We start from the raw sequence: 21,898 nt of genomic DNA on the forward strand, positions 1-21,898 counted from the left end.
CGCCTCGTCGAAGCTCGCGATTGAGCCGTCCTGCGTTGAAACATAAGGTCACAATCCTGGCCCTTGCGCCCATCTTTGCAATTTTGGCCTTGATGAGTTGGGCACTAGCGTCGCCCGTCGGGTCGAGCCCCGACGACGATTTCCACCTCGCGAGTATCTGGTGTGCCGGGGGGGACGTTGCCGGTGAATGCCAGACCGTCGCGGATGCCTCGGTGCGCGAGGTCCCACGAGGGCTCTCCACCGTCACGTGCTACGCATTTGCGCCCGCTCAAAGCGCAGCATGCCAGGACCTCAAAAGCGGGCAGGGGTTGATCGCGACCGACCGTGGTAACTTCACAGGGCTCTACCCACCGATCTTTTATTCCACGATGCACGTTTTTGCTACCACGAATATTGAAGCTTCCGCGCTGACAATGAGGTTGGTCAATATCGTGCTACTGGTGGGGCTCGTTACTGCCCTCTGTGCCCTGTTGCCGACCAAGCGAAGACTGTCACTCGTTTGGGGTCTCGCCTGCACCGTTGTTCCCTTGGGCGCGTTCATGATCACATCGAACAATCCCAGCTCTTGGGCAATGATTTCGGCGGCTACGCTCTGGGTGGCATTGGTGGGCTATTTCGAGTCATCTGGTTGGAAGAAGATACTCCTCGGTGGTATCGCACTGATTTCCACAATCATGGGTGGTGGCGCCCGCGCAGATTCGGCTGCCTATGCCATGGTCGCCGTAATCGTTGCCTGCGTCCTCACGATCACGTGGAGTCGACGCTGGTGGCTCTCAGTCGTTCTTCCTATCGGAGTCTTCGCTCTTTCAGCGGCCCTGTACCTGTCCGCCGGACAGTCGTCGTCGGCGATGTCTGGAATGGGCGGAGGGGCACACCTGGCCGCACCAGCGAACTGGCAGTCGCTATTGCTGACGAATCTACTTGAGGTGCCGTCGCTGTGGGTTGGTTCATTCGGCCTGTGGGCACTTGGGTGGCTCGACACCTCGCTGCCTGCCATCGTATGGGTGGGGAGTTTCGGTGTCTTTGCGGCCCTAGTATTTGCAGGGTTGAACATGCCATCGATTCGCAAGTCGCTCGCCGCAGGGGTCATACTCGGTGCGATGTGGGTTGTCCCAACGTATGTCCTGCAACAGTCACAGGCGAAGGTGGGCGCTGAGGTGCAACCGCGATATATCCTGCCGCTCATCATCATGCTTGCTGGTGTGGCCCTCTTCAGCGTGGGACGAGCAAGGCTGCGACTGTCCATGACCCAAGTCCTCGCGCTCATCTCCATACTCTCTGTTGCGAACGGGGTCGCCTTACATTTCAATATGAGACGGTATATTTCCGGTTCAGAAATCGTGAGTTGGAATCTGAACCTATATCGCGAATGGTGGTGGATTCCTATGACGCCGATGGTAGTTTGGCTGGTCGGGACGGTGACGTTCTTACTCTTCCTGCTGGCAGCGGCATGGCTGTACCTCCGCCCATTGGTCTCGCCTGCGGAAAGCATGCCACGTGACTTCCAACGATCGAATCACCGAGAACCTGCTGCGGGCCCGGCAGGAGTTTTTCCTGAGCGGCCTGCCCCGGACGCGCTGACGTCAAAGAATCTTGTCAAGGCGGATGAGGCGAATGACGCCGATGGGAGCCCAGGCGGCAAGTTCTAGCCGCTCAATTCGGTGAAATGTGCAGTCTAAACTCAATACTGTCTTCCTCCTCCCGAGCGGAGACTAAACGAACTGGAGAATTTCTTGCGTGCGCTACTTACTGGGGGCAATGGAATGCTGGCCGGCAGCATCCGTGCGGCGTGGACATCTCAGAATATTCAGGGGGAGCTGACATCTGTGACGAGGCTGGACGCCGATCTCACTAATTCGGTTGCGACCCGTTCGATGATAGAACGCCATAGACCTGACGTGATTCTTCACACGGCGGCACGTGTTGGGGGTATTGCGGCTAACATCGCAGACCCGGCCGGTTACCTGATGGACAATATTCTCATTGATTCCAGCGTGCTCAGATCCGCCGTCGACCTAGGTGTAAAGCGATTCGTGTACTTCGGAAGTTCATGCATGTACCCGCGGGACTACCGGCAGCCGCTCGTGGAGGGCGATGTGCTTGCCGCGCCTCTTGAGCCGACGAACGAAGGCTACGCACTATCGAAGATTGCCGCGTCCAAGTACTGTGCCTACGTTTCCTCGCAGTTCGGCCTCGAGTATCGAGTGGTTATTCCTTCTAACCTGTATGGTCCGGACGACGATTATTCTCTCGGCCAGGGGCATCTCGTCGCTGCTGCGCTGGCGAAAGTGCACGCAGCCAAGCTATCGGGGGCTCAATCGATCGACGTCTGGGGCGACGGAACAGCGCGGCGTGAGTTCACCTACGTCGGCGACCTGGCTCATTGGCTGGTCTCGCACCTCGATGAAATGGGTTCCTGGCCCGAGATGATGAATGTCGGGTTTGGGCGTGATCATTCCGTGCTCGAGTACTATCAGGCCGCCATGGATGTTGTCGGCTATGAGGGGAATCTTGTCACTGATCCCAGCAAGCCAGCGGGAATGCATCAAAAACTGATGTCCTCCGCCGTGGCGGCCCAATTCGGGTGGAACCCGCGAACGGAGGTTTTTGACGGTATGCGACGGGCCTATGCACGTTACGTCGAAACGATTTCCTGAACAGGGCATTGCCTTGCCGGTTCCCGATAGAAAGAACATGAAACGCAATGACTGCATCTAGCTTTCCGCTCGCAACTACGACCTGGGACGAGGCCGAATACGACGCGCTCCAGCGGGTGATAGCTGGCGGTCGATTTACTATGGGTCCAGAAGTCAAATCATTCGAAGAAGAGTTTGCTGCCTTTTTTGGGTCGGATCATGCCGTGATGGTGAATTCGGGCAGCAGCGCGAACCTCATTGCACTTGCTGCAGCGGTCGCTAATCCCAACGTCGATCTCAACCCCGGCGACGAGGTAATTGTGCCTGCTGTGTCCTGGGCCACTACCTATTTTCCGGTTCACCAGCTCGGCTTGACCCTTCGGTTCGTCGATGTGAACATCGACACCTTGAATATGGATCCGCAGTTAGTTGAAGAGGCCATCGGCCCGCGGACAAAAGCAATCCTGGCCGTCAGTTTGCTCGGCAACCCAGCGGATCTGAGCCGCATGGCGTCCATCGCATCCGAAAACAAACTCGTGCTTCTCGAAGACAACTGTGAATCGTTGGGGTCGAAAATTGGGGACCGATATACCGGGACGTTCGGCCTGGCCGGAACCTTCAGCTCGTTCTTCTCTCATCACATCTCGACGATGGAAGGAGGACTGATCCTGACAGACGATCTCTATATGTATCAGGCGATGCTGTCGCTGAGGGCGCATGGCTGGACCCGAGACCTCCCCGCGGATAACCTGATCTTTCCGAAAACGGGAGTGGCGTTCGAGGACCACTTTCGATTTGTTCTCCCCGGATACAACGTTCGGCCGCTTGAGATGTCCGGCGCCTTGGGTCGGGAGCAGCTCAAGAAGGTGCCAGGACTCGTTGCCGGGCGTCAGGCAAATGCAACCTTGTTTACTGAGCGGTTTGCTGGGCGGTCGGATGTCCGTACGCAATTCGTGGCAGCAGAAAGTAGCTGGTTTGGTTTTTCGCTCATTCTTGACGACAAGCTGGCCGGTCGACGGGCGGAAGTAGTCGAGGCGCTGACGGCGGCTGGTATTGAGTCACGTCCCATTGTGGCCGGCAATTTCACGAGGAACCCGGTCATGTCTCAGCTGAATGCCGTCGTTCCCCTATCGCTCCCAGCGGCCGACAAGATTCACGTGGACGGCCTCTTCGTCGGCAACCACCATTTCCCCATACCCAATGAACTCGACCTTCTCCTCGATACCATTCAGGGGATCTCCTGACCGCCTGTATCAAGAGCGGGACGATGTTGAGGGTTCGCGGGTGAGTGCGCGGCGCTCGATTGCCTCAGTGGCAGTCGCTTCTGTTTTCGTGGCGGCTGGGGGTTACGCGATACTCGTAGTCGCGGCCCGTGCGCTCGGGCCCGAGCAGTACCTGAGCTTCTCAGTATTCTGGTCGGGTCTTTACCTTGCTGTAGGCGCAATATTCGGTGTTCAGCAGGAAACAACGCGAAGCGTCAAGACAGTCATGCTGACGGCGTCGGAGCCGCGAGGGGGCGGCACCCGTGCTCTATATCCCGGAATGATTGTCGGCTTCCTCGTCGCGGCAGGGGTCGCGATCTCATCATTCAGCTGGGCACCGTCGGTCTTCGGCCAACAATCGGCACTATTTGTGGCCATGATCGCGGCCGGAACGGTGCTCTATGCGGGACACGCGACACTGGCCGGCGTCCTTGCAGGATTCGGGAGCTGGAACTCATACTCCGGGCTTCTGATCGCTGAGGCGGCTGTCCGTTTATTCCTCATTTGTATCGTCGCTTTTCTTGCGCTGTCTGTCGCCGGGTTAGCCGCTGCGGGTACTCTGGGGATGGTCACCTGGGTGATTTTCTTGCTACGCGCCAGGTTTCGCGCCGCTGCATTGACACGATTAGATGAGCATCTATGGCAATCCGTTGCACACTCCCTGCAAGCCGTCTTGGCGTCCGGTGCAAGTGCCGTCATCGTGACAGGCTTTCCACTTGTTCTCGCGGCCATCGCATTAAATGAGGACGCTACGGAACTGGCTATCATTATTCTCATCGTCACTTTGACCAGGGCGCCAGTGATGCTCCCACTCAATGCTTTCATGGGAATGATCGTGGCAAGTTTTGTCGACAGCAGGGCCCATGGCCTGTCGGTCGTGTTTCGGGCGATGGGCGCGGTTCTCGGCTTCGCGGCTATTCTGGGAGCCCTAGCGACGGTCATCGGCCCGCCCTTGCTCGTGTTTTTCTTTGGTCACGCGTATAAGGCCGGCGGCCCATTCATCGGCGGGGCGACTGTTGCTGCCGGACTCATCGGTGTCATCAGCATTAGTGGCGCTGCCTTACTGGCACGAGGGCGACACCTCATATATACGGTCGGGTGGCTGGTTGCAGCACTAACGACCTGCGCTGTTCTGTTTCTTCCCCTTCCCCTTCCCGAACGGGTGCTTGTATCGTTGGTCGTCGGTCCGGTCATCGGCACGATACTGCATATTCGTGCTTTGGCCGGTCCTTCGATGATGCGTGGACGGCGGTCCTGACGGACCTTTGACTATCATGGTAGGGACCAGAGTTCTTAGAGCGGCCTTCATGACCGACGAGCAATGAAAAACGGTATTCAGATATCCCATGAGTGAGATTCGAAAAAAGCGCGCGTTCATCACAGGTATTACGGGACAAGACGGCAGCTACCTGGCGGAACTCCTGCTGTCCAAAGGCTACGAAGTTCACGGCCTCATTCGCCGTGCATCCACGTTCAACACCTCCCGAATTGATCATCTTTTTGTCGACCCGCACGTTGAAGGCGGCAATCTGACCCTTCACTACGGTGACTTGACTGACGGTTCACGCCTGGTCACCCTTCTTGGGGCAATTCGTCCGGATGAGGTCTACAACCTTGCCGCGCAGTCTCATGTTCGGGTCAGCTTCGATGAGCCTGAGTTCACTGGCGACACAACCGGACTCGGCACGGTCAGGTTGCTCGAGGCTGTTCGAGTGACCGGGCTGGAATGCCGGTTCTATCAGGCGAGTAGTTCGGAAATGTTCGGAGCTACGCCGCCTCCGCAGAACGAGAAAACTCCGTTCTATCCACGGTCGCCATACGGCGTCGCCAAGGTCTACTCCTACTGGATCACGAAGAACTATCGCGAGGCCTATGGTCTTTTCACGGTCAACGGAATTCTGTTCAACCACGAATCGCCGCGACGAGGCGAGACCTTTGTCACGCGCAAGATCACCCGTGCCGTGGCGCGTATCGCAGCAGGGTTGGAGAGTGAGCTCTACATGGGAAACCTCGACTCTGTTCGTGACTGGGGTTACGCTCCGGAGTATGTCGAGGCCATGTGGCGAATGCTGCAACACGACACTCCCCAGGACTATGCTGTCGCGACAGGTGCTGCGTACACTGTCCGAGACTTCCTGGAACTATCATTTGAGCATGCCGGGCTTGACTGGCAGAAGTACGTCAAGTTTGACGAGCGCTACCTCCGCCCCACCGAGGTTGACTCGCTCGTGGGCGATCCGAGCCTGGCCGCATCGGAGCTCGGATGGGTTCCGCAAGTGAAGACACCCGAGCTGGCGCGGATCATGGTCGACAATGACATTGCAGCGCTTGCCGCCGGCGGTGGTACCTGGATCGACAAGGTAGTCAAGCATGGCTAGCAGCCTGCTGGTCGTCCTTCCGACGCTCGGCGAGCGAATCGATTCGTTTAAGGAGGCTCTCGCGAGTGTAAGCGCGACTGCCGACGTCGTGAGCTTGCGGCTGATCGTGGTGTTGCCGGTGATCGCTCAGGAAGCTCGATTGCTCGCTGCCGAACACGGTGCCGAAATTGTCGACGACCCGCGACAGGGGTTGGCGGGCGCAATGAACGCCGGAATCGCCGCCCGAGCGGGCGAGAAATACTACGTCGGGCTGGGCGATGACGACCTATTACGGCCGTCTGGTATTCGAGACCTTCTCCACCGGGCGGAAGAGCGCCAAGGCGTAGTAGTGGCTTACGGCGCCTGCGACTACATCGACGCCGAATCTCGCGTTATCGGAACCAACCGTGTCGGAAAGCTCGCGACGCTGATCCTGTCTTGGGGACCGAACTTGATTCCTCACCCGGGCGCACTCGTCGACCTCGATGCGCTTCAGAGCATCGGAGGATTTGCACTGAATCGTCCGTACACAATGGATCTTGATGCATTTCTCCAACTGAAGAAGGTCGGCGAATTTGTATTCGTGCCAGTTGCCGTTTCTGCATTTCGCTGGCACGCGGATTCCCTGACCGTTGCCGACCGGAGGAAATCCGCTGCGGAGGCTCTTGACGTAAAACGCTCGTATCTGCCCGCGACTGTGCGGAACCTGAGCGTGGCCTGGCTCGTCCCCATTTCCTGGGCCACACGGGTCGCCGGCAACGTCGTCTCCTATCGCGCCAGGAAGATCGCCACCGCTTCTACGGCAGGTACTGGTAAGTGATCGGACCGCGCGAGCCTACTCTGGACAATAGTGACACGTGGCTTGTCGTCCCGCTCTACAACGAGTCGAGCGTGATTTTTGACGTCGTTTCCGAAGCGCTTTTAACTTTTCCGAAGATCGTGTGCGTGGACGATGGGAGTACGGATTCCTCCGCTGAGCGAGCGGAGCAGGCGGGCGCCTATGTCGTGAGACACCCGATCAACCTCGGACAGGGTGCCGCCCTTCAAACTGGGTTTGACTACGTCATTCGCGATTCGACTGCTCGCTTTGCCGTGACTTTTGACTCAGATGGCCAGCATCTGACTGCGGACGCCGCTCGGATGGTTGAGCGATTGAGAAATGAAGACCTAGACGTTATTCTCGGATCTCGATTCTTAGACAATCGAACGAGCGCGAGTCCAATGAAGCGGGCAGTGCTGAAGCTAGCCATCAAATTCACGAACTTGACGACTGGAGTTCGACTGTCAGATGCTCACAATGGCTTGCGAGCGTTTACGGTCGAAGGACTGGCAAGAATTCGAATTCGCCAGAACCGCATGGCTCATGCGTCTGAGATTGTGGCGCAAATCGGACGTACGCGCCTCCGATACGCCGAGGAACCGGTGCACATCGTTTACACGGATTACTCTCGGTCGAAGGGGCAATCGCTGTGGAACTCCGTAAATATACTCGTCGAATTGATACTTAAGTAGAGGCATGATGGACCCCCAACTGCTCATCAAACTTGTTCTGCTCCTTGGGCTAGGGGCCATTGCTTTGTTGATCCTGTGGCCTGGACGGGGTGCCCGACGACTGGCATTGAGAAGGATTTCGCTCCTCCTACTCGTCGCTTGTGCGGCCGTGGCAGTGGTTTTTCCGCAGCTTTCCAACGCTGTCGCAACATTATTTGGGGTCGGTCGGGGGGCCGACCTTCTCCTTTATGGGCTGGTCGTGTGTTTCGTCGGCTACGTGATTGCAACGCGGGCGCACCATTCCCGAATCGACATACAGGTCACAGAGCTCGCTCGTGCGCAGGCACTGGCCCAAGCCGTCGAGCCCGGCTCGATACACGGATGACCACCCTCGTTACCGGTGGTACCGGGTACATAGGGGCGCACGTCGTGCGGCTTCTGGGCGATCGTGGCGATGAAGTTGTCGTCGTTGACGACGTTTTGACGGGTGTTCGCGGCAGAATTGGTGATGTCCCGCTCGTCGAGATGGATCTCGCGCACTCAAGCGCTCCTGCCGTGCTCGAATCTGTCATGCGGGATTACGACGTGAAGCAGGTGGTGCACTTCGCCGGACGAAAACAAGTTGGGGAGTCAGTCCTGCGGCCTGCCTGGTACTTTCAACAGAACGTGGGCTCGTTAGCAAACCTTTTGATCGCAATGGAGAGGGCTGATGTGTCGCGCGTCGTCTTCTCGTCGTCTGCCGCAGTTTATGGAACTTCAGAGGGCCCGTCGCTGAACGAGGCCACACTGCAGCGTCCGGTGAATCCCTATGGTGAGTCCAAACTCGTTGGCGAATGGTTAATTTCGGATTCGGTCGCCTCCCAGGCGCTTCGAGCCTCAAGTCTGCGTTATTTCAATGTTGCGGGTTCTGGCTGGCCGGAGTTGGGCGACACTGCGGCTCTGAACTTGGTGCCAATGGTCCTGGAACGCATCGATCAGGGCCTGTCCCCCCTCATCTTCGGTGACGACTATGAGACCGAAGATGGAACGTGTGTGCGGGACTATATTCATGTTTTGGACCTCGCAGAGGCGCATTTGGTTGCGCTGGACAGTTTGAAAATTGGTCCGGCGAGAAACGATATCTATAACGTCGGAACGGGAATTGGATCTTCAGTTCGAGAGATGGTTAATCAAATCATTGAGCGGTCTGGTTCAGCGGTCATTCCCGAGGTGAAGGGTCGCCGGCTTGGAGATCCTGCCGTCGTCGTCGCAGATCCACGCGCTATCTCGGCGGCAATCGGGTGGGTCGCCAAACGTGGACTCGCGGACATCGTTGATTCAGCATGGGATTCTCACGTACTACTGAAAGGCTAGCCACGGTCTCGCGCACTTCCGCAGGGGGCTCGCGTGCGGGGATTGCGAAATCACTCCGTCTGGGGCTGCTTTTTCAGCGTGTGGTCACCCAGATGAGACAGATATAGAGAGATGAACACGTGTACGAAGCTGCCTCACTGGCGCACGGCAACACGAAGGTGATAGCCGGTCGGCGCTGGGACGTGAAACCTCGTTCAGTATTCTGGATTGCCTTCCTGATCTTGGCTGCGCTGTCAACCTTGTGGTCGTTGGCGAGCCCGATCTTTTCGGTACCCGACGAAAACGCGCATGCGACCAAGGCCATCGCGCAGGTGCATGGGCAGGTCATTGGCTATCAAGTGCCTGGGATTCGCCACACCGTAGTTGACCTCCCGGCCGAGTATACGTACGCGGCACATATTTTGTGTTTTGCGTTTCATCCCAATCAGCCGGCGAACTGCGGGGTCGAACTTGGCGACGAGGGCGGAACCAACTGGTTCAATACGTGGGTCGGTGCCTACGATCCGCTGTACTACTACGCAGTGGGTTGGCCGAGCCTGATTCTTGACGGGTCAGCAGGCATCTACGGCATGCGTATCGTGAGCGGGTTGCTCGCGGCCGTCTTCGTTGCCTGGGGCTTTCAAGCTGCAATGTCCGCGCGCAGATCGCGGTGGATGCCACTGGGCCTGGCGTTTGTGGCAGCGCCAATGGTTGTCTATTTCTTCGGCTCAGTAAACCCGAATGGCATAGAAATCGCCTCGGCCGTGGCCCTGTGGGCGGCGCTGCCACGTTTGCTTGAACAGTTCGACTCCCGAAAAGTCGCGGCAGAACTATCCCTACTTCCACGTTGGCATCTCTGGACGATCGTTGCCATCGCCTCCGTGACACTTGCGACCGCTCGAGCAACGGGCCCACTGTGGTTAGTTATCGTGGTCGGGATTTGCTTCATTGCCACCGGCTGGATTCCCGTTAAGTCGCTGTTCACGACTGCTCGGTCATATGTTCCCCTCGGCACAATTGCGGCCGGCGGTATTTTTTCGATTTTGTGGACTCTGAGTGGCGGCAGCCTTTCCAATCAGGCTGAAAAGTCTGACGCTCCATTGGTAGGGGCGTCGTTTCTTGAGGGTTTTGTTCACGTGCTTCGCACGACCCCGGCGTTTGTTCAACAGGCTATTGGGTACTTTGGCTGGTTCGACACCCCACTGCCGACGGCTGCTTACTGGCTGTTTGTTATACCGGTCGGCATTCTGATCGTGCTCGCCTTCACCGCTTCCAAGCGGCGGGGCCTGGTCACGATCGCAGTAGTTACGACCGCTGCCGTGTTCGTGCCTGCCCTGGTGCAGGGTTACAGCGTGAGCCAGACCGGCATTATTTGGCAGGGGCGATATGGCCTCTTTCTCTACCTCGGAGTGACGATTCTGGCCGCCTGGCTGCTTTCTGCCAAACAGGGCAACCGCGTGGCGTTCCTGTCGACACGAGTGACCTGGATCAGCTCAACGATGATCGCGGCCTATGGGCTTCTTGCTTTCGTTGTGGTGATGTGGCGTTACGTAGTTGGCAGCGGTGAGCCGATCAGCGAGATGTGGAAGAACCCAGCCTGGCAACCGCCGCTCGGCTGGCCGACTTTGGTTGCACTCTATGCTCTGGTGTCGATTGCGTTCGTTCTTTGCACGGGTTGGCTGGCCGCTCGTGCCGCCCGGCTCGACGATGGCGCTGAGCTGACAGTGAGCAGTGCAGCGGTGGATTCACTGACCGAGCCCGCTCTTCGTGGCTGAACCACGCGTCGCGATCGCCTACGATTGCTTCTTTCCGATCAATTCGGGAGGCGGCGAACGGGTCTATCGGCGTATGGCCGAGTTGCTCGCGGAACGAGGCAGCAGCGTTGACTATGTGACGCGCACCCAGTGGAATGGCCCAGCCCCTGAGGCAACTTTTACTGTCGTTCCGGTCTGGCGCGGCGCGATTTACGACAGCGCGGGCACGCGCACACCGGTCGGCGCCGTGAAGTTCGCGCTATCGCTCTTTCACCACTTTCGAGCCCACCGCGACACTTACGACCTTGTCATCGTCAGTGCTTTGCCTGTGCTCAACGTCTTCGCGGTGCAGCTGGCGCTGGCTGGGAGTAAGGCCTACGTCGTGACCGACTGGCTCGAGGTGTGGGGCTGGCGCCAGTGGCGCTCCTACTCCGGGGCGTTCATGGGCACCGTCGCGACAACACTACAGTTCGTCGCGATTCGCCTGGGCAACCTGCACAGTGTCAACAGCCACTTCACCGGCTCGCGCATTCGCCGCTATCGACGAAGAGCCAGTCCCGTCACCCTGGGGCTCATCGACCTGGTCGGTGCCGCACCCGATGCGACGACAGCACGAGGCGACGAACCGTATCTTATTTTCATCGGCCGCCACATCGCTGACAAGCGATTGATCGACCTGTTGCCCGCCCTGCGTGAGGCGCGCACGCAAATCAACAATCTGCGCCTGGTCATCGTGGGTTCCGGGCCGGAAACGTCGGCGGTGGCCGCGCGCATCACTGAGCTGGGGCTCAACGACGCTGTCACGCTCGCCGGCCGGGTCAGCGACGACGCATTGCACACCCTACTGGCTGGCGCCCGAGCATTGGTCAACCCGTCACGCCGCGAGGGCTTTGGGCTGGTCGTCGCCGAGGCCGCTGCGGTGGCAACCCCGAGCGTGGTGGTTGCCGGCCCCGACAACGCGGCGGCCGAGCTGGTTCACAACGGTGTCAATGGTTTCGTCGCAACGTCGGTCCGGCCGCGGGAACTCGCGGCCGCGATTGTGACGGTCGTGACTGCCGGTGAGGAATTGCGGAACTCGACGCAGGCCTGGTTTGAGCACGAACGGTTGACTGGCGGTCTCGCTCGCTCGATCGACCAGATTCTGCAGGCTTACCGTTCGGCCAAGAGCTGCTGAAATGACGCGAGCGTCTGTTGCGCCGTGCGGTCCCAGGTGAATTGCGCAGTTCGCTCAAGCCCCGCCGTCGCCAGGCGCGCCAACCCTTCGGGTGCCGAAAGTAGTCCGGCGATGCTGTCTGCGAGCCGAGCGGCGTCGTGAGCATCAACGTAGTTGGCCGCATCTCCGGCGACTTCGTGCAGCACCGGAATGTCCGAGCAAAGCACCGGGCAGCCGTGTGCCATTGCTTCGAGAACGGGCAGGCCGAAGCCCTCGAAGAGAGTCGGGAACACGAAAAGGGTCGAGTCGGCATAGAGTGCATCGAGTTCCTCCGTGGTGAGCCAGCCCCGCAGTGACACCCACTTCTGGAGCCCGAGGTCGGCCACGAGCGGTGCGAGCGGATCATCGCCGTGGCTGCCGGTGATCACCAAGTGCGGTCGGATGTTTTCGGGCAGCAGCGCGACCGCCGCGAGTAGTGTCGAGAAGTTTTTGTGCGGCATCCGGTTGCCGACGGCCAGCAGCTGGTCGGTGCGGCGAGTCGTGGCCGTGGCTGCAGCGCGTGTCTCGCCGGCCAGTGGGATGACGTCGATAGAAGTGCGTTTGATCGGCAGATAGCGGCGGATGTCGGTGCGGGTCGCCTCACTGATCGTCAGCACGCGGCGAGCGGTACGCGCTCCCAACCGGATGAGCGTGCGAAGGATGAGGGAGTAGGCGCCAGGGACGTATTCCGGATGGCGAAAGGGCAGCAGGTCGTGAATGGTCATGACGACCGGAACCCGCGAATACAGCGGTCCCAGGTTGGCCGGACAGTGGATGAGGGAGGCACGGCGGCGATGAGCGAACCCGGCGACGCTGAATAGTTCACCGCGCGCCCACGCCACCCGGTTCTCACCGCTGATGCCGGAGTCGATGACGTCGCCGGGAAACCAGGAGGTGTCGCCGGCAGCGAGCTCGCTTGATGCCAGTGCGATGAAACGCACCTCGTCACTCTCGCGGGGCATGCGACTATAGACCTCCCGCACATACGACTCCATGCCACCCTTCTTGCCGGTGAAGAACAGCAGGTCGACCATGATGAGCGGTAGCGGCATCGAGTTAGTCCTTGGTCGCTTGAGCGGTTCGAGAGCGGCGGGCAGCCTCATAGATCACCGCGGAGATCAGCTCGGCAACGAGCATGCCGGCGAAAACCCAGACGATGTTCTGCGTGACGAGACCCAGCCCGGCGAGGGCGAAGGTGATCGCGGCGACTATTGCTCGCAGCCCGGTCAGCAGCCGCACCGCGCCCATGCGTCGTAGGGCAGCGAACGGGATCGTCGTGAGAATAGACGTGGCTCGCCAGGCGCAGGCCACGGCGAGCGGCAGCGCCGTGCCGCTGAGCGACCAGGCTGACCCGAAGATGAACCCGAATGCACCGGTCGCTTCGAGAAAGCCGAGGGCAACGATGGCGCCAAGCAGTGCGAGTCCGGAGACCGCGATGTCGAGGCGGGAATGCTCTTTGAGCAGCCTCAGCCGCAAGAAATTCAATGGAATCGCCAGCAACCCCGACACCGTCGAAAGGGCCGTGAAGATGATCGCCTGAGCCGGGCCGATGAAAGCCAGAATCATCACGTTTAAGAGCGGGTAGATCACTCCGGTGATGGACGTGTCCGCAACCACCCAGCCCATCACGACCGGGTCAGGCCGGCTGGACTGGTGCGACACCGGAAGCGACCGCACACAGGTGGCGAGGGCGATTCCGACGACCAGCGGAATCATTCCCCAGGTCTGTGCCGTGAAGGCCACGAGTACTCCGGCCAGTGCGCCAGAGCCGACCAGAACGGATGCCCAGATTTCGCGAGTGTCGAGGCGCTCGGCAACCGAGACGCCACGGCCGACCTCGAGGGAGGCCAAGAGAATCGGGAGGGCAACGCACAACACGACGGCACTGCTGGAGTTGAACCCCACCACGATGGCCGTCAACACCGAAAGCGCGGCCAGCCATAGCGGAAAGGTCACGCGTCGGGCCGTTGCGGCCGAGCTAAGTCGTGATTCGACCACGACCGCGAAGGTCAACTGACCGACGAAGGTGGAAAGCGTCACAGCGACGGCAATGGCGCCCTGTTCGTCCAGAGTGAATTGGCGAGCAGCGATGGCGACCGTCGCGGCCGGAATGACGGCCAAGGAGACGCCCCCGAGCAGGGTGATGAGCGACATTGCAGCGCCGCGGAGCCGAATTTGCGGGGGCAGGGAGATGCTCATCGGTCGACCGCCGTTGTCGCGGTCTTGCCGAAGCAGCGACCGGTGAGGCCCTCGAACCGTCCCACGAAGACCCACCAGCCATCCGCTATGTGAAATGATGACCGATTTCGCGCGCCGAAAAGCAGCCCCCCGGCCAGCGCCGCTGCTCGCCAGTACAGCGGGTAATGCCAAACGCTGAGCAGGCGACCGAATCCGCGGGCATAGGTGCGTAACTTGCGTCGACGCTGGCTGTTGGAGAGCCCGTGCGGGTCGGAGATGCCGCCGATTGCGATGTCGGCCGGCAACCACACAAAGGAATCGGCCTGGCCGGCTTGTATCAGGCGCAGCAGAAGATCCGTAGCCTCGCCTGACTGCCACGGCGTCGAGGCTCCGCTACCGATCGACTCCGTGAACCCGCCCAGCGCGGTGAACACGCTGCGGCGCATGACCAGGCCCATCTCGATGACGGTCCAGATGTTCCAGCGGTCTAGAGGCTGTCCCGAAGCCGGGAGGTGAAATTTCGGGCCATTCTCGTCCGTGACGGTGAGTGCGCCGGCGCTTGCCTCGCTCGGCGTGGAGCGTATACCGGCGATCGTGCCGGGAGGAAACCAGGTCGTGTCGTTCGGAAAGTGGAGGAGGTAGTTCTCACCGGCCGGGAGCGCCTCGGCACCAGCATTGCGGCCCCGCGAGGCGCCCAGCGCTGACGTGGTCACGACGATGTCGCAACCGATGGCGCTGAAATCCTTGACGAGAGTTTCGACCGCTTCCAGATTGCGCTGTGCGACGATAACGATGGCGTCTTCGGCGACGACCTGGCCCTCGAGCGACTGGAGGAGTCGGCGCAAACCCTGCTCGCGTCCGAGCGTGGTGATGACGAGGCCAATGTTCATAGTGCACTAAGTCTGTACGATTGATCGTGCACCGCAGAACATAGACAGGATCAATACCCACATGCAGCAAACTTCGGCGATCGAACTGACGATCCTCATGCCTTGTCTGAACGAAGCTGAAACGCTGGCGGTGTGTGTCAACAAGGCCCTCGGCTATCTCGAGCGCAGTGGTGTGGTCGGCGAAGTGCTAATTGCCGACAACGGCAGCACCGATGGCTCACAGCAGATCGCCGAATCACTCGGCGCGCGCGTTGTCGCTATCGCTGAGAAGGGCTACGGAAGCGCCCTCAACGGAGGCATTGAGCATGCCCGCGGCACCTACGTGATCATGGGCGATGCCGACGACAGTTACGACTTCAGCAGCCTCGACGGCTTTGTTGAGCGACTTCGTGCCGGCGACGAACTCGTTATGGGTAACCGATTTCGCGGAGGAATTGCCCCGGGCGCCATGCCGCCGCTGCACAAATACCTGGGAAACCCGGTCTTATCGTGGATCGGGCGTAGCCTCTTTCGTTCACCGATCAAGGACTTTCACTGTGGCCTGCGCGGATTCAACCGGCAGTCCATGCTCGACCTGCACCTGCAGACCACCGGTATGGAATTCGCGAGCGAAATGGTCGTCAAATCCACCCTCGGCGGCTCGCGCGTTAGCGAAGTGCCCACCACGCTCGCGAAAGACGGACGCAGCCGACCGCCGCACCTGCGCAGCTGGCGCGACGGATGGCGTCACCTGCGGTTTCTGCTCATCTTCAGCCCGCGCTGGCTCTTTCTGATTCCCGGCACTGCGGCTTTTGTGCTCGGATTTGTTGGCGTCATGCTGCTGGGCTTCGGACCGATCGTCTTTGGCCGTATTGGCTTCACCTACTCCAGCCAGCTGTACCTTGCCGCCCTCACCGTGGTCGGGTATCAATCGGTGCTGTTCGCCATTCTCACGAAAATCTATGCGCAGCAGGAAGGTTTTCGCATACCGCGAAGCCGCAGCTTTGACCGCCTGCAGAAACGCATCAGCCTGGAAAGCGGCGCCATCGTCGGCCTCTTGCTCTTTCTTATCGGCCTTGGCGTTGCGGTCGGACAGTTCATCGGTTGGGCCTCGAACGACTTTGGGCCCCTTGAGGCTGGAGCCACCCTGCGCGCGGCGATTCCGGCTGCGCTGCTCATGATGCTCGGTTCGCAGACCATCATGGCCGGCATGTTCCTCGGTGTGCTGTCGGTCGGCGTGAAGCGCCGTTAACCATGAGTGTGTCTGTTGCCCTGTGCACCTACGACGGTGCCGCCTATCTCGCTGAGCAGCTGGGCAGCATCCTCAACCAATCGGTGCTGCCGGGGCAGATCGTTGTCTCCGACGATGGGTCGACCGACGCCTCGCTCGCCATCGCCCGACGCGTCGTCTCCGACTGGCTTAGCGAGAACCCGAGTTCAGCGCTCGAGCTGATCGTGCTCGAGAACCCGAGCGCGCTCGGGGTAACGGCGAACTTTGAGCAGGCGCTCACGGTGTGCACCGGCGACCTCATTGCGCTGTGCGACCAGGACGACATCTGGTTGCCCCAACGCCTTGAGCGCATGACCGCCGAATTCGCTCGTCGGCCCAGCCTGTTACTGCTGCACGGCGAAGCTCGTCTCGTCGACGCTGTCGGTACCCCGCTCGGGCTGACTCTGCTGCAGACGCTTGGTGTGTCAGAGGCTGACCGCGCTGCCGTGCATGAGGGGCGTGCTCTTGATGCCCTGCTTCGGCGCAACATCGTCACCGGCGCGACCATGATGATGCGGCGCGAGCTCGTGGCGGCCGCGACGCCGTTTCCGGCCGCTTGGGTGCACGATGAGTGGCTGGCTATGGTCGCTGCTGCAACCGGCCTGGTGGACCTGATCGACGAGTCGCTCACCGACTACCGGCAGCACGGTAGTAATCAGATCGGTGTGACCACGCTGGACGCCTCCGGCAAGCTCGGGCGGTTGCGGGCTCCGCGCACCGCTCGCAACGCACGCCTGCTGTCGCGCGCCGAAGCGCTGCAGCAACGGGCGTCGGGGTTTGAGCCGGCGGCATCCGCTGCGGTCGTGGCGCTTTTCGATGCGAAACTGGCACATGAGCGACGGCGCAGCGCACTTTCACCGCACCGGATGCTGCGGGTTGCGCCGATTGTGGGCGCCTGGCGCCGCGGCGACTACACCCGGTTCGGCCTCGGACTGCAAGACGTACTGCGCGATTTGGTGCAGCCCGTCTGAGCCCTGGCCCCATCTGGCTGACGGCATCCGCTGTTCTGGTGGCGCGTACTCGTCGATGGGTTGCGGAATGCGCTGGTGAAGGGCGACAACGTGTATGGCTGCACCCTACTGAGCATCCGCTAGCTTCTTCCGGGGGTTCGTACGCGCAGGCCGACGGCCTCTGCTGCCACCTGCTGGCGAGCGTCGTACGTGATGAAGTCATTGGCCGAGGCTTGGAGGGCTGCGGCGATGTGGAGGGCGTCCAGACTCCGCAGGCTGGCGCCGGTGATGAGCCCGGCTTCGCGGAAGACGCTGCGGTCCATGTCCAAAAGGCTCAACCGTGACAGCACGTCAGTGACCGCGGTTTGTGATATTCCTATTCGCGTGGCCATGCGCCGCAATTCGGTTTCCAGCAGACATGCCGAGACGAGATCGGCGTCCCCGGCCGCGACCCTGTTGTCTAGATGCGCCCGGAGCGCTTGGCTCTCTGGTTCGTCGGCGAGCAGCTTGGCGACGGCAGAGGTATCCAGGTAGGTGATCAACGCTCGGCGCGCAGGTCGTGCAGTGCAGACTCGGTGCTCTCCGCAGCAGTGAAGAGTGGCAGGTCTGAAAACCCTCCGCGGATCAGGGGCGGTTGGTGCCGAATACCGCCGAGCGGTGCGATGGGCGGTGGGGACAGTACGGCGACGACCTCGCCGTGATTGGTGATCTGGAGAGTCTCGCCATCCCGAACGGCGCGGAGCACCTCAGCGCTGTTGTTGCGTAGGTCACGATGAGCGATTGTTCGCATGCCGCGAGTGTAGCAAACGTAGCAGCGGGGAACTAGGGGGCGAGGCTGCCTGCGCTCACGAGGCGTCGGGGCCGGGCGAGTGGGGTAGGCTACTGCGCCCGGTGAGGCCCTGCGCGGCCTTGACCGAGCGGTCGGGAGCTCGTCGCGGACCGCTTTCGCGAGGCGCGCGGAACTCGGGCGCACTGGCGCAGGTCCAGCGTGGCGGGGTGCGCTGGAGTTGTGGCCAGGCCGGAACGCCCGCGTACTGGCGCAGCTCCCGCGCTGGGCGATTGGCTGGCAGAGCTTTGGGAGCGCAGCTCCCGCGTTCTGGCGCAGTTCCCGCGCACTGTGGCCCGGCTTCGGGACGCCGGGCCACGGCAATCCCCGCGAAGTCGCGCAAGTCCCGCGCAGCGGCGCAGTCCCCGCGTAGGTGGGCCCGATGACAGACGGCCTGCGCGCCACGCGGCCAACTCAGGGTCCGGGAACCGCCAGGTCGACCGCTACGGCGCGTCGGGGTGCGGCTTGTGCGGCAGGGCGCTACGCCAGCTCAGGCCCTGCGCGGCCTTCACCGCACAGATCACGAGCAGCAGCCAGCCGAACTCGAACAGAATGGTGCTCTCCGCGGCGCTCGTCACGAGCAGGGTCACCAGAATGAGCGGAGCCCAGACATACGCCAGCGAGCGCTTGTTCGCAGCGAGCAGCCAGGAGCGCACGAAAGCCAGCAGCACCAGGGCGAGAAACGCCAGAAAGCCGATCAGTCCTACCTGAAAGTACACGTCGAGGTAGGCGTTCAGGCCCGTCACATGCACGCGTCCCGTGGTGAATTCCAGCCAGCCGTACGGGGTCACGTCTTGCGGCCAGAATCCGGCCCAACCCCACCCTTCAAGCGGATGCAGCTCCACCAGCCGCCACATCTCGGTCCAGAGCGAGTAGCGGGCTTCGAACTCGCTGCCGGCGTTCAGGGCGCTGATGATGGCGGTGCGGCCGAGCCAGGCCGCGCCAGCGGCCACGAGAGCCGCGCTCAGGAGGCCGAGCTGCAGCATCCACCTGCCGTCAACGGCGGTGCGGCGCAACCGGTAGAGGGCGAGGGCCGCGACGGCCACGCAGAGGGCGACGACCACGATGACGGGGGAGCGGGTGAGCACCAGGCAGATGCCGGCCAGCCACATCGAGCCGATGCCGAGGCCGCGCGGAATGGAGCGGGCGCGCAGCTCCACGTAGAAGGTGACCGCGGCGATGAGGGCGATGAGGCCGAAGACGTTGCGGCTTCCGAACACGCCCTGGATGGGACCGAGCCGGTCGATGTCGCCGACGACGCCGAGAAAGGCGATCGGCAGGTCTAGCAGCAGCCCGGAGAGCACCTCGAGCACAATGGAGAGCCCGAGCAGCACCCGAAGCACATCGCCGGTGGCCCGAACCACCTGGAAGGTGTCGCGCACGAGGGCCACGTAGATCGCGAGGAACCCCACGGTGATCTGGTAGCTCACGCCGATGATGGTGTCGGAGACGTAGCCGCTCCACAGGCCGGAGAGCGCGCACCAGGCCACGAACACGATGATCGAAATGGGCAGCAGGCCGTGCCACTCCACGATCGGGCGGCGGGCCACGAGCGAGAAGATGGCCAGCACGACGAGGCCGCCGAGAATGCCGACGAGGCCGGGCCAGCCCATGACGCTTCGCAGCAGATGCGTGCTGAAGGCGGTGGCCAGAATGATGAGCGTGAGCGAGGCCGCGAACTTCGGCGACGCGAGCACGCGACGCAGGGCTTCGGGCAGGGTGGGCATCCTCTAATTTACCGCGCTAGCGCTACGGCATTGGTCGTGGCGCGTGCTGCTGCCGCTTGGTAACGACGGCGAGCACGATGAGAATCACCCAGCCGCTCTCGATCAGCATCCGGCTTTCGGCGATGCTCTGCGCGATCAGCGCGGCGAGCAGCAGCAGCGGCAGCAGGGCGCTGGCGGCAAACGGTTCGGTGTCTTTCACGCCGAGCCGCGGCCGGTCGACGGCCAGAAACCAGGCCCGCCACAGGGTGGAGAAGACCAGAGCGGCGAACAGAATCACGCCGATCGCGCCGAGCTGCAGCCATACGTCGAGCCAGGCGTTGTGCGCCTGCAGGTAGGTCACGCCCTTGCGCACGGCGAGGTCGTTGAACGGTTCCACCCACGGCACCCAGTAGCTCACCCAGCCCCAGCCGAACACCGGACGTTCCAGGGCGAGGTGGGTGACGCTGGCCCAAATGTCGAAGCGGCCGGTGAGATCCTCGCTGCGGCCGAGCATGCCGAACAGCTGCCCGGAGAACAGCGCGAGTGCCGCTGCGACGGCCAGAACGGCTGCCGCCGCCACGACATACAGCGGCCGGCGGTGCTGGTCGTGCACTCTGCGCGCCCAGAGGGCGAAGAGCAGGGCGGCGACGACCGCGACGAGCGACACGGTGACCGTGGCGGATCGGGTGAGCAGCAGCATCCCCACGGCCAGCCCCAGCCAGACCAGGCCGGCGTTGCGTCTGACGGTGTGGGCTCGCAGCTGCACGGCGAAGACGATGATGGCGGTGAGCGCGATGAATCCGAGCAGGTTTCGGTTGGCGACGATGCCCTCGATCGGGCCGCCGGTCAGCAGCAGGCCGCGGCTCCAGTAGAAGGCATTCGGCACGTCGGCCGTGCCGTAATCGACGAAGAACGGTAGCACCGGCGCTTTGATTACGACAGCCACGAACAGCTCGAACACGAGGCTCAGCGCCAGCACCCAGCGCAGGGCGCCGCCCAGGGTGCGCAAAAGCTCGGGCCAGGTGAGGGTGACGGCCAAAAACAGGGCGGCGAGGGTGGTGATGAGCTGCAGGGTTACCCCGAGAGCGGATGCCCCGGGATAGTACGACCACGCAATCGACAGGGTCACCAGCAGCAGGAACGCGGTGATGGTCTTGGGAAACTTGCGCCAGTTCAGTGCGGGGGCGAGGGCGGCCTGGTAGGTGTTTCCCCGGGCGACGTCTCGGGCGGTAGGGGTGTCGACGGCGACGCTGCCGGCCGCGACGAGTTTCAGGGCATCCGCTCGGTTGCGGGCGTTGGTGCGCTGGGTGGTGAGGCCGATCACGCTGCCGACCACCACGATGACCGCGATGGCGCCGAAGCCCCACCAGCCGCCGAGGTTGCGCCAGAACTGGCCGGCCAGAACGGTGAACCAGATGAAGGTCGCGAAGAGTCGAATGACGAGGCGACTCTGCACGGCGGACATGGCTTCAGATTACCGGTGTTGCGAGCCGGGTCACGCGAGAGCGCAAAAAGTGCCCGATGGGAGGGGTCAATCGGGCACTTTTTGCGCTTTCGTGGAACGAGGGGACGGGTCTACTCGGCGTGGCCCTCGGCCAGGTAGGCGAGGCGGCGCAGGGTTTCCGTGTTGCGGTAGCCGATGGCTAGATCGCTCAGCGGGGTGGGAACCAGGCGGGCTGGGCCGGCGACGATGTCTTCGGTGATGCGCACGAGGCATCCGTTTGGGTGGTCTTGGATGTCGATCGACACGTGCGCCTCACCCATCGGCCAGCCGCGGGCCTTGAGCATGACGTGGCGGGGCGCGTTCCACTCGAGCACGGAGGTGGTGTCGTCGATGAGAGCGGGCCAGATTCCGACCGAGTGGTGGATGCGGCTGCCGACGGCCGGCCAGCTCGCGTCGATGTCGCGCATACGGCTCGCGCCGACGACCCAGGTGGGGTAGAGCCATCCGTTTTCGAGCACCGCGAAGACCTGCTCGGGGGTGCAATCGAATCTTCGGTAGTTCACGGCCATCGGGGCTCCTAGGGTTTGTCGCGAGAGCGCAAAAAGTGCCCGATTGGAGTGCCCAAACGGGC

At 61.7% G+C, this 21,898-nt stretch carries 21 protein-coding genes; 13 read left to right on the forward strand and 8 right to left on the reverse strand.

Annotated features, from left to right (window positions below; genetic code table 11):
• The first annotated feature begins 92 nt into the window (after positions 1-92).
• The 11 genes from QMF22_RS06570 to QMF22_RS06615 all read left to right on the forward strand — a co-directional run bounded on the left by QMF22_RS06570 (position 93) and on the right by QMF22_RS06615 (position 12,006).
• Positions 93-1,649, forward strand: a complete 1,557-nt coding sequence (locus tag QMF22_RS06570) for a DUF2142 domain-containing protein (RefSeq protein WP_283451674.1) — start codon at positions 93-95, stop codon at positions 1,647-1,649.
• Between the two features lie 84 nt (positions 1,650-1,733).
• On the forward strand, positions 1,734-2,657 hold the full coding sequence (locus QMF22_RS06575) for an NAD-dependent epimerase/dehydratase family protein (RefSeq protein WP_283451554.1): 924 nt from the start codon (positions 1,734-1,736) through the stop codon (positions 2,655-2,657).
• 47 nt (positions 2,658-2,704) lie between these two features.
• The gene (locus QMF22_RS06580) at positions 2,705-3,880 is read left to right on the forward strand and encodes a DegT/DnrJ/EryC1/StrS family aminotransferase (protein WP_283451555.1); all 1,176 of its coding nucleotides are present in this window, start codon (positions 2,705-2,707) and stop codon (positions 3,878-3,880) included.
• A gap of 67 nt (positions 3,881-3,947) precedes the next feature.
• Positions 3,948-5,156: a polysaccharide biosynthesis protein gene (locus QMF22_RS06585; protein WP_283451556.1), complete on the forward strand. Its 1,209-nt coding sequence runs from the start codon at positions 3,948-3,950 to the stop codon at positions 5,154-5,156.
• Between the two features lie 88 nt (positions 5,157-5,244).
• Positions 5,245-6,276, forward strand: a complete 1,032-nt coding sequence (gene gmd, locus QMF22_RS06590) for a GDP-mannose 4,6-dehydratase (protein WP_283451557.1) — start codon at positions 5,245-5,247, stop codon at positions 6,274-6,276.
• Positions 6,269-7,075, forward strand: coding sequence for a glycosyltransferase family 2 protein (locus QMF22_RS06595; RefSeq protein WP_283451558.1), 807 nt, complete (start codon positions 6,269-6,271; stop codon positions 7,073-7,075). The genes gmd and QMF22_RS06595 overlap by 8 nt, the downstream gene beginning before the upstream one ends.
• Positions 7,072-7,767 carry a glycosyltransferase family 2 protein gene (locus tag QMF22_RS06600; protein ID WP_502846911.1) on the forward strand — a complete coding sequence of 232 codons (696 nt, stop codon included), beginning with the start codon at positions 7,072-7,074 and terminating at the stop codon, positions 7,765-7,767. Before QMF22_RS06595 ends, QMF22_RS06600 begins: the two co-directional genes overlap by 4 nt.
• A gap of 7 nt (positions 7,768-7,774) precedes the next feature.
• On the forward strand, positions 7,775-8,131 hold the full coding sequence (locus QMF22_RS17465) for a DUF2304 family protein (RefSeq protein WP_502846914.1): 357 nt from the start codon (positions 7,775-7,777) through the stop codon (positions 8,129-8,131).
• Positions 8,128-9,099: a UDP-glucose 4-epimerase GalE gene (gene galE, locus QMF22_RS06605; RefSeq protein WP_283451559.1), complete on the forward strand. Its 972-nt coding sequence runs from the start codon at positions 8,128-8,130 to the stop codon at positions 9,097-9,099. The genes QMF22_RS17465 and galE overlap by 4 nt, the downstream gene beginning before the upstream one ends.
• 119 nt (positions 9,100-9,218) lie before the next feature.
• Positions 9,219-10,853, forward strand: a complete 1,635-nt coding sequence (locus QMF22_RS06610) for a DUF2142 domain-containing protein (protein WP_283451560.1) — start codon at positions 9,219-9,221, stop codon at positions 10,851-10,853.
• The gene (locus QMF22_RS06615) at positions 10,846-12,006 is read left to right on the forward strand and encodes a glycosyltransferase family 4 protein (protein ID WP_283451561.1); all 1,161 of its coding nucleotides are present in this window, start codon (positions 10,846-10,848) and stop codon (positions 12,004-12,006) included. The genes QMF22_RS06610 and QMF22_RS06615 overlap by 8 nt, the downstream gene beginning before the upstream one ends.
• On the opposite strand, the gene QMF22_RS06620 is transcribed toward QMF22_RS06615, so the two are convergent.
• The 3 genes from QMF22_RS06620 to QMF22_RS06630 are packed head-to-tail and all read right to left on the reverse strand — an operon-like array spanning position 11,982 to position 15,092.
• Positions 11,982-13,076, reverse strand: coding sequence for a glycosyltransferase family 4 protein (locus QMF22_RS06620; RefSeq protein ID WP_283451562.1), 1,095 nt, complete (start codon positions 13,074-13,076; stop codon positions 11,982-11,984). The genes QMF22_RS06615 and QMF22_RS06620 overlap by 25 nt on opposite strands.
• A 4-nt stretch (positions 13,077-13,080) precedes the next feature.
• Positions 13,081-14,223 (reverse strand): hypothetical protein, encoded by a 1,143-nt coding sequence (locus QMF22_RS06625; protein WP_283451563.1) that lies wholly within the window; start codon positions 14,221-14,223, stop codon positions 13,081-13,083.
• Entirely contained in the window at positions 14,220-15,092 is an 873-nt protein-coding gene (locus QMF22_RS06630; RefSeq protein WP_283451564.1) for a glycosyltransferase family 2 protein, read from the reverse strand. Before QMF22_RS06630 ends, QMF22_RS06625 begins: the two co-directional genes overlap by 4 nt.
• A gap of 61 nt (positions 15,093-15,153) precedes the next feature.
• Between QMF22_RS06630 and QMF22_RS06635 the strand changes: the two genes are divergently transcribed.
• Together QMF22_RS06635 and QMF22_RS06640 are read left to right on the forward strand one after the other, a co-directional pair.
• The gene (locus tag QMF22_RS06635) at positions 15,154-16,323 is read left to right on the forward strand and encodes a glycosyltransferase family 2 protein (RefSeq protein ID WP_283451565.1); all 1,170 of its coding nucleotides are present in this window, start codon (positions 15,154-15,156) and stop codon (positions 16,321-16,323) included.
• Between the two features lie 2 nt (positions 16,324-16,325).
• Entirely contained in the window at positions 16,326-17,312 is a 987-nt protein-coding gene (locus QMF22_RS06640) for a glycosyltransferase family 2 protein (protein ID WP_283451566.1), read from the forward strand.
• 119 nt (positions 17,313-17,431) lie between these two features.
• Here QMF22_RS06640 and QMF22_RS06645 read toward each other — a convergent pair whose 3' ends face one another.
• From QMF22_RS06645 to QMF22_RS06665, 5 genes are all read right to left on the reverse strand, one after another.
• On the reverse strand, positions 17,432-17,833 hold the full coding sequence (locus tag QMF22_RS06645) for a type II toxin-antitoxin system VapC family toxin (RefSeq protein ID WP_283451567.1): 402 nt from the start codon (positions 17,831-17,833) through the stop codon (positions 17,432-17,434).
• Positions 17,830-18,081 (reverse strand): type II toxin-antitoxin system Phd/YefM family antitoxin, encoded by a 252-nt coding sequence (locus tag QMF22_RS06650; protein ID WP_283451568.1) that lies wholly within the window; start codon positions 18,079-18,081, stop codon positions 17,830-17,832. The genes QMF22_RS06645 and QMF22_RS06650 overlap by 4 nt, the downstream gene beginning before the upstream one ends.
• A 479-nt stretch (positions 18,082-18,560) precedes the next feature.
• Positions 18,561-19,844: an O-antigen ligase family protein gene (locus QMF22_RS06655; protein WP_283451570.1), complete on the reverse strand. Its 1,284-nt coding sequence runs from the start codon at positions 19,842-19,844 to the stop codon at positions 18,561-18,563.
• Between the two features lie 22 nt (positions 19,845-19,866).
• On the reverse strand, positions 19,867-21,288 hold the full coding sequence (locus QMF22_RS06660) for an O-antigen ligase family protein (RefSeq protein WP_283451572.1): 1,422 nt from the start codon (positions 21,286-21,288) through the stop codon (positions 19,867-19,869).
• Between the two features lie 110 nt (positions 21,289-21,398).
• On the reverse strand, positions 21,399-21,836 hold the full coding sequence (locus tag QMF22_RS06665; protein WP_283451575.1) for an SRPBCC family protein: 438 nt from the start codon (positions 21,834-21,836) through the stop codon (positions 21,399-21,401).
• Between the last annotated feature and the right edge of the window lie 62 nt (positions 21,837-21,898).

Origin of the sequence: Cryobacterium sp. PH31-L1, assembly GCF_030063145.1 — a bacterium.
GTDB lineage: Bacteria > Actinomycetota > Actinomycetes > Actinomycetales > Microbacteriaceae > Cryobacterium.

Excerpts from the sequence above, each read along its gene's own strand:
- QMF22_RS06570 (WP_283451674.1), top strand. The coding sequence starts at position 93 with ATGAGTTGGGCACTAGCGTCGCCCGTCGGGTCGAGCCCCGACGACGAT.
- QMF22_RS06580 (WP_283451555.1), top strand. The coding sequence starts at position 2,705 with ATGACTGCATCTAGCTTTCCGCTCGCAACTACGACCTGGGACGAGGCC.
- gmd (WP_283451557.1), top strand. The coding sequence starts at position 5,245 with ATGAGTGAGATTCGAAAAAAGCGCGCGTTCATCACAGGTATTACGGGA.
- QMF22_RS06595 (WP_283451558.1), top strand. The coding sequence starts at position 6,269 with ATGGCTAGCAGCCTGCTGGTCGTCCTTCCGACGCTCGGCGAGCGAATC.
- QMF22_RS17465 (WP_502846914.1), top strand. The coding sequence starts at position 7,775 with ATGGACCCCCAACTGCTCATCAAACTTGTTCTGCTCCTTGGGCTAGGG.
- galE (WP_283451559.1), top strand. The coding sequence starts at position 8,128 with ATGACCACCCTCGTTACCGGTGGTACCGGGTACATAGGGGCGCACGTC.
- QMF22_RS06620 (WP_283451562.1), bottom strand. The coding sequence starts at position 13,076 with ATGCCGCTACCGCTCATCATGGTCGACCTGCTGTTCTTCACCGGCAAG.
- QMF22_RS06625 (WP_283451563.1), bottom strand. The coding sequence starts at position 14,223 with ATGAGCATCTCCCTGCCCCCGCAAATTCGGCTCCGCGGCGCTGCAATG.
- QMF22_RS06630 (WP_283451564.1), bottom strand. The coding sequence starts at position 15,092 with ATGAACATTGGCCTCGTCATCACCACGCTCGGACGCGAGCAGGGTTTG.
- QMF22_RS06635 (WP_283451565.1), top strand. The coding sequence starts at position 15,154 with ATGCAGCAAACTTCGGCGATCGAACTGACGATCCTCATGCCTTGTCTG.
- QMF22_RS06640 (WP_283451566.1), top strand. The coding sequence starts at position 16,326 with ATGAGTGTGTCTGTTGCCCTGTGCACCTACGACGGTGCCGCCTATCTC.
- QMF22_RS06650 (WP_283451568.1), bottom strand. The coding sequence starts at position 18,081 with ATGCGAACAATCGCTCATCGTGACCTACGCAACAACAGCGCTGAGGTG.
- QMF22_RS06655 (WP_283451570.1), bottom strand. The coding sequence starts at position 19,844 with ATGCCCACCCTGCCCGAAGCCCTGCGTCGCGTGCTCGCGTCGCCGAAG.
- QMF22_RS06660 (WP_283451572.1), bottom strand. The coding sequence starts at position 21,288 with ATGTCCGCCGTGCAGAGTCGCCTCGTCATTCGACTCTTCGCGACCTTC.
- QMF22_RS06665 (WP_283451575.1), bottom strand. The coding sequence starts at position 21,836 with ATGGCCGTGAACTACCGAAGATTCGATTGCACCCCCGAGCAGGTCTTC.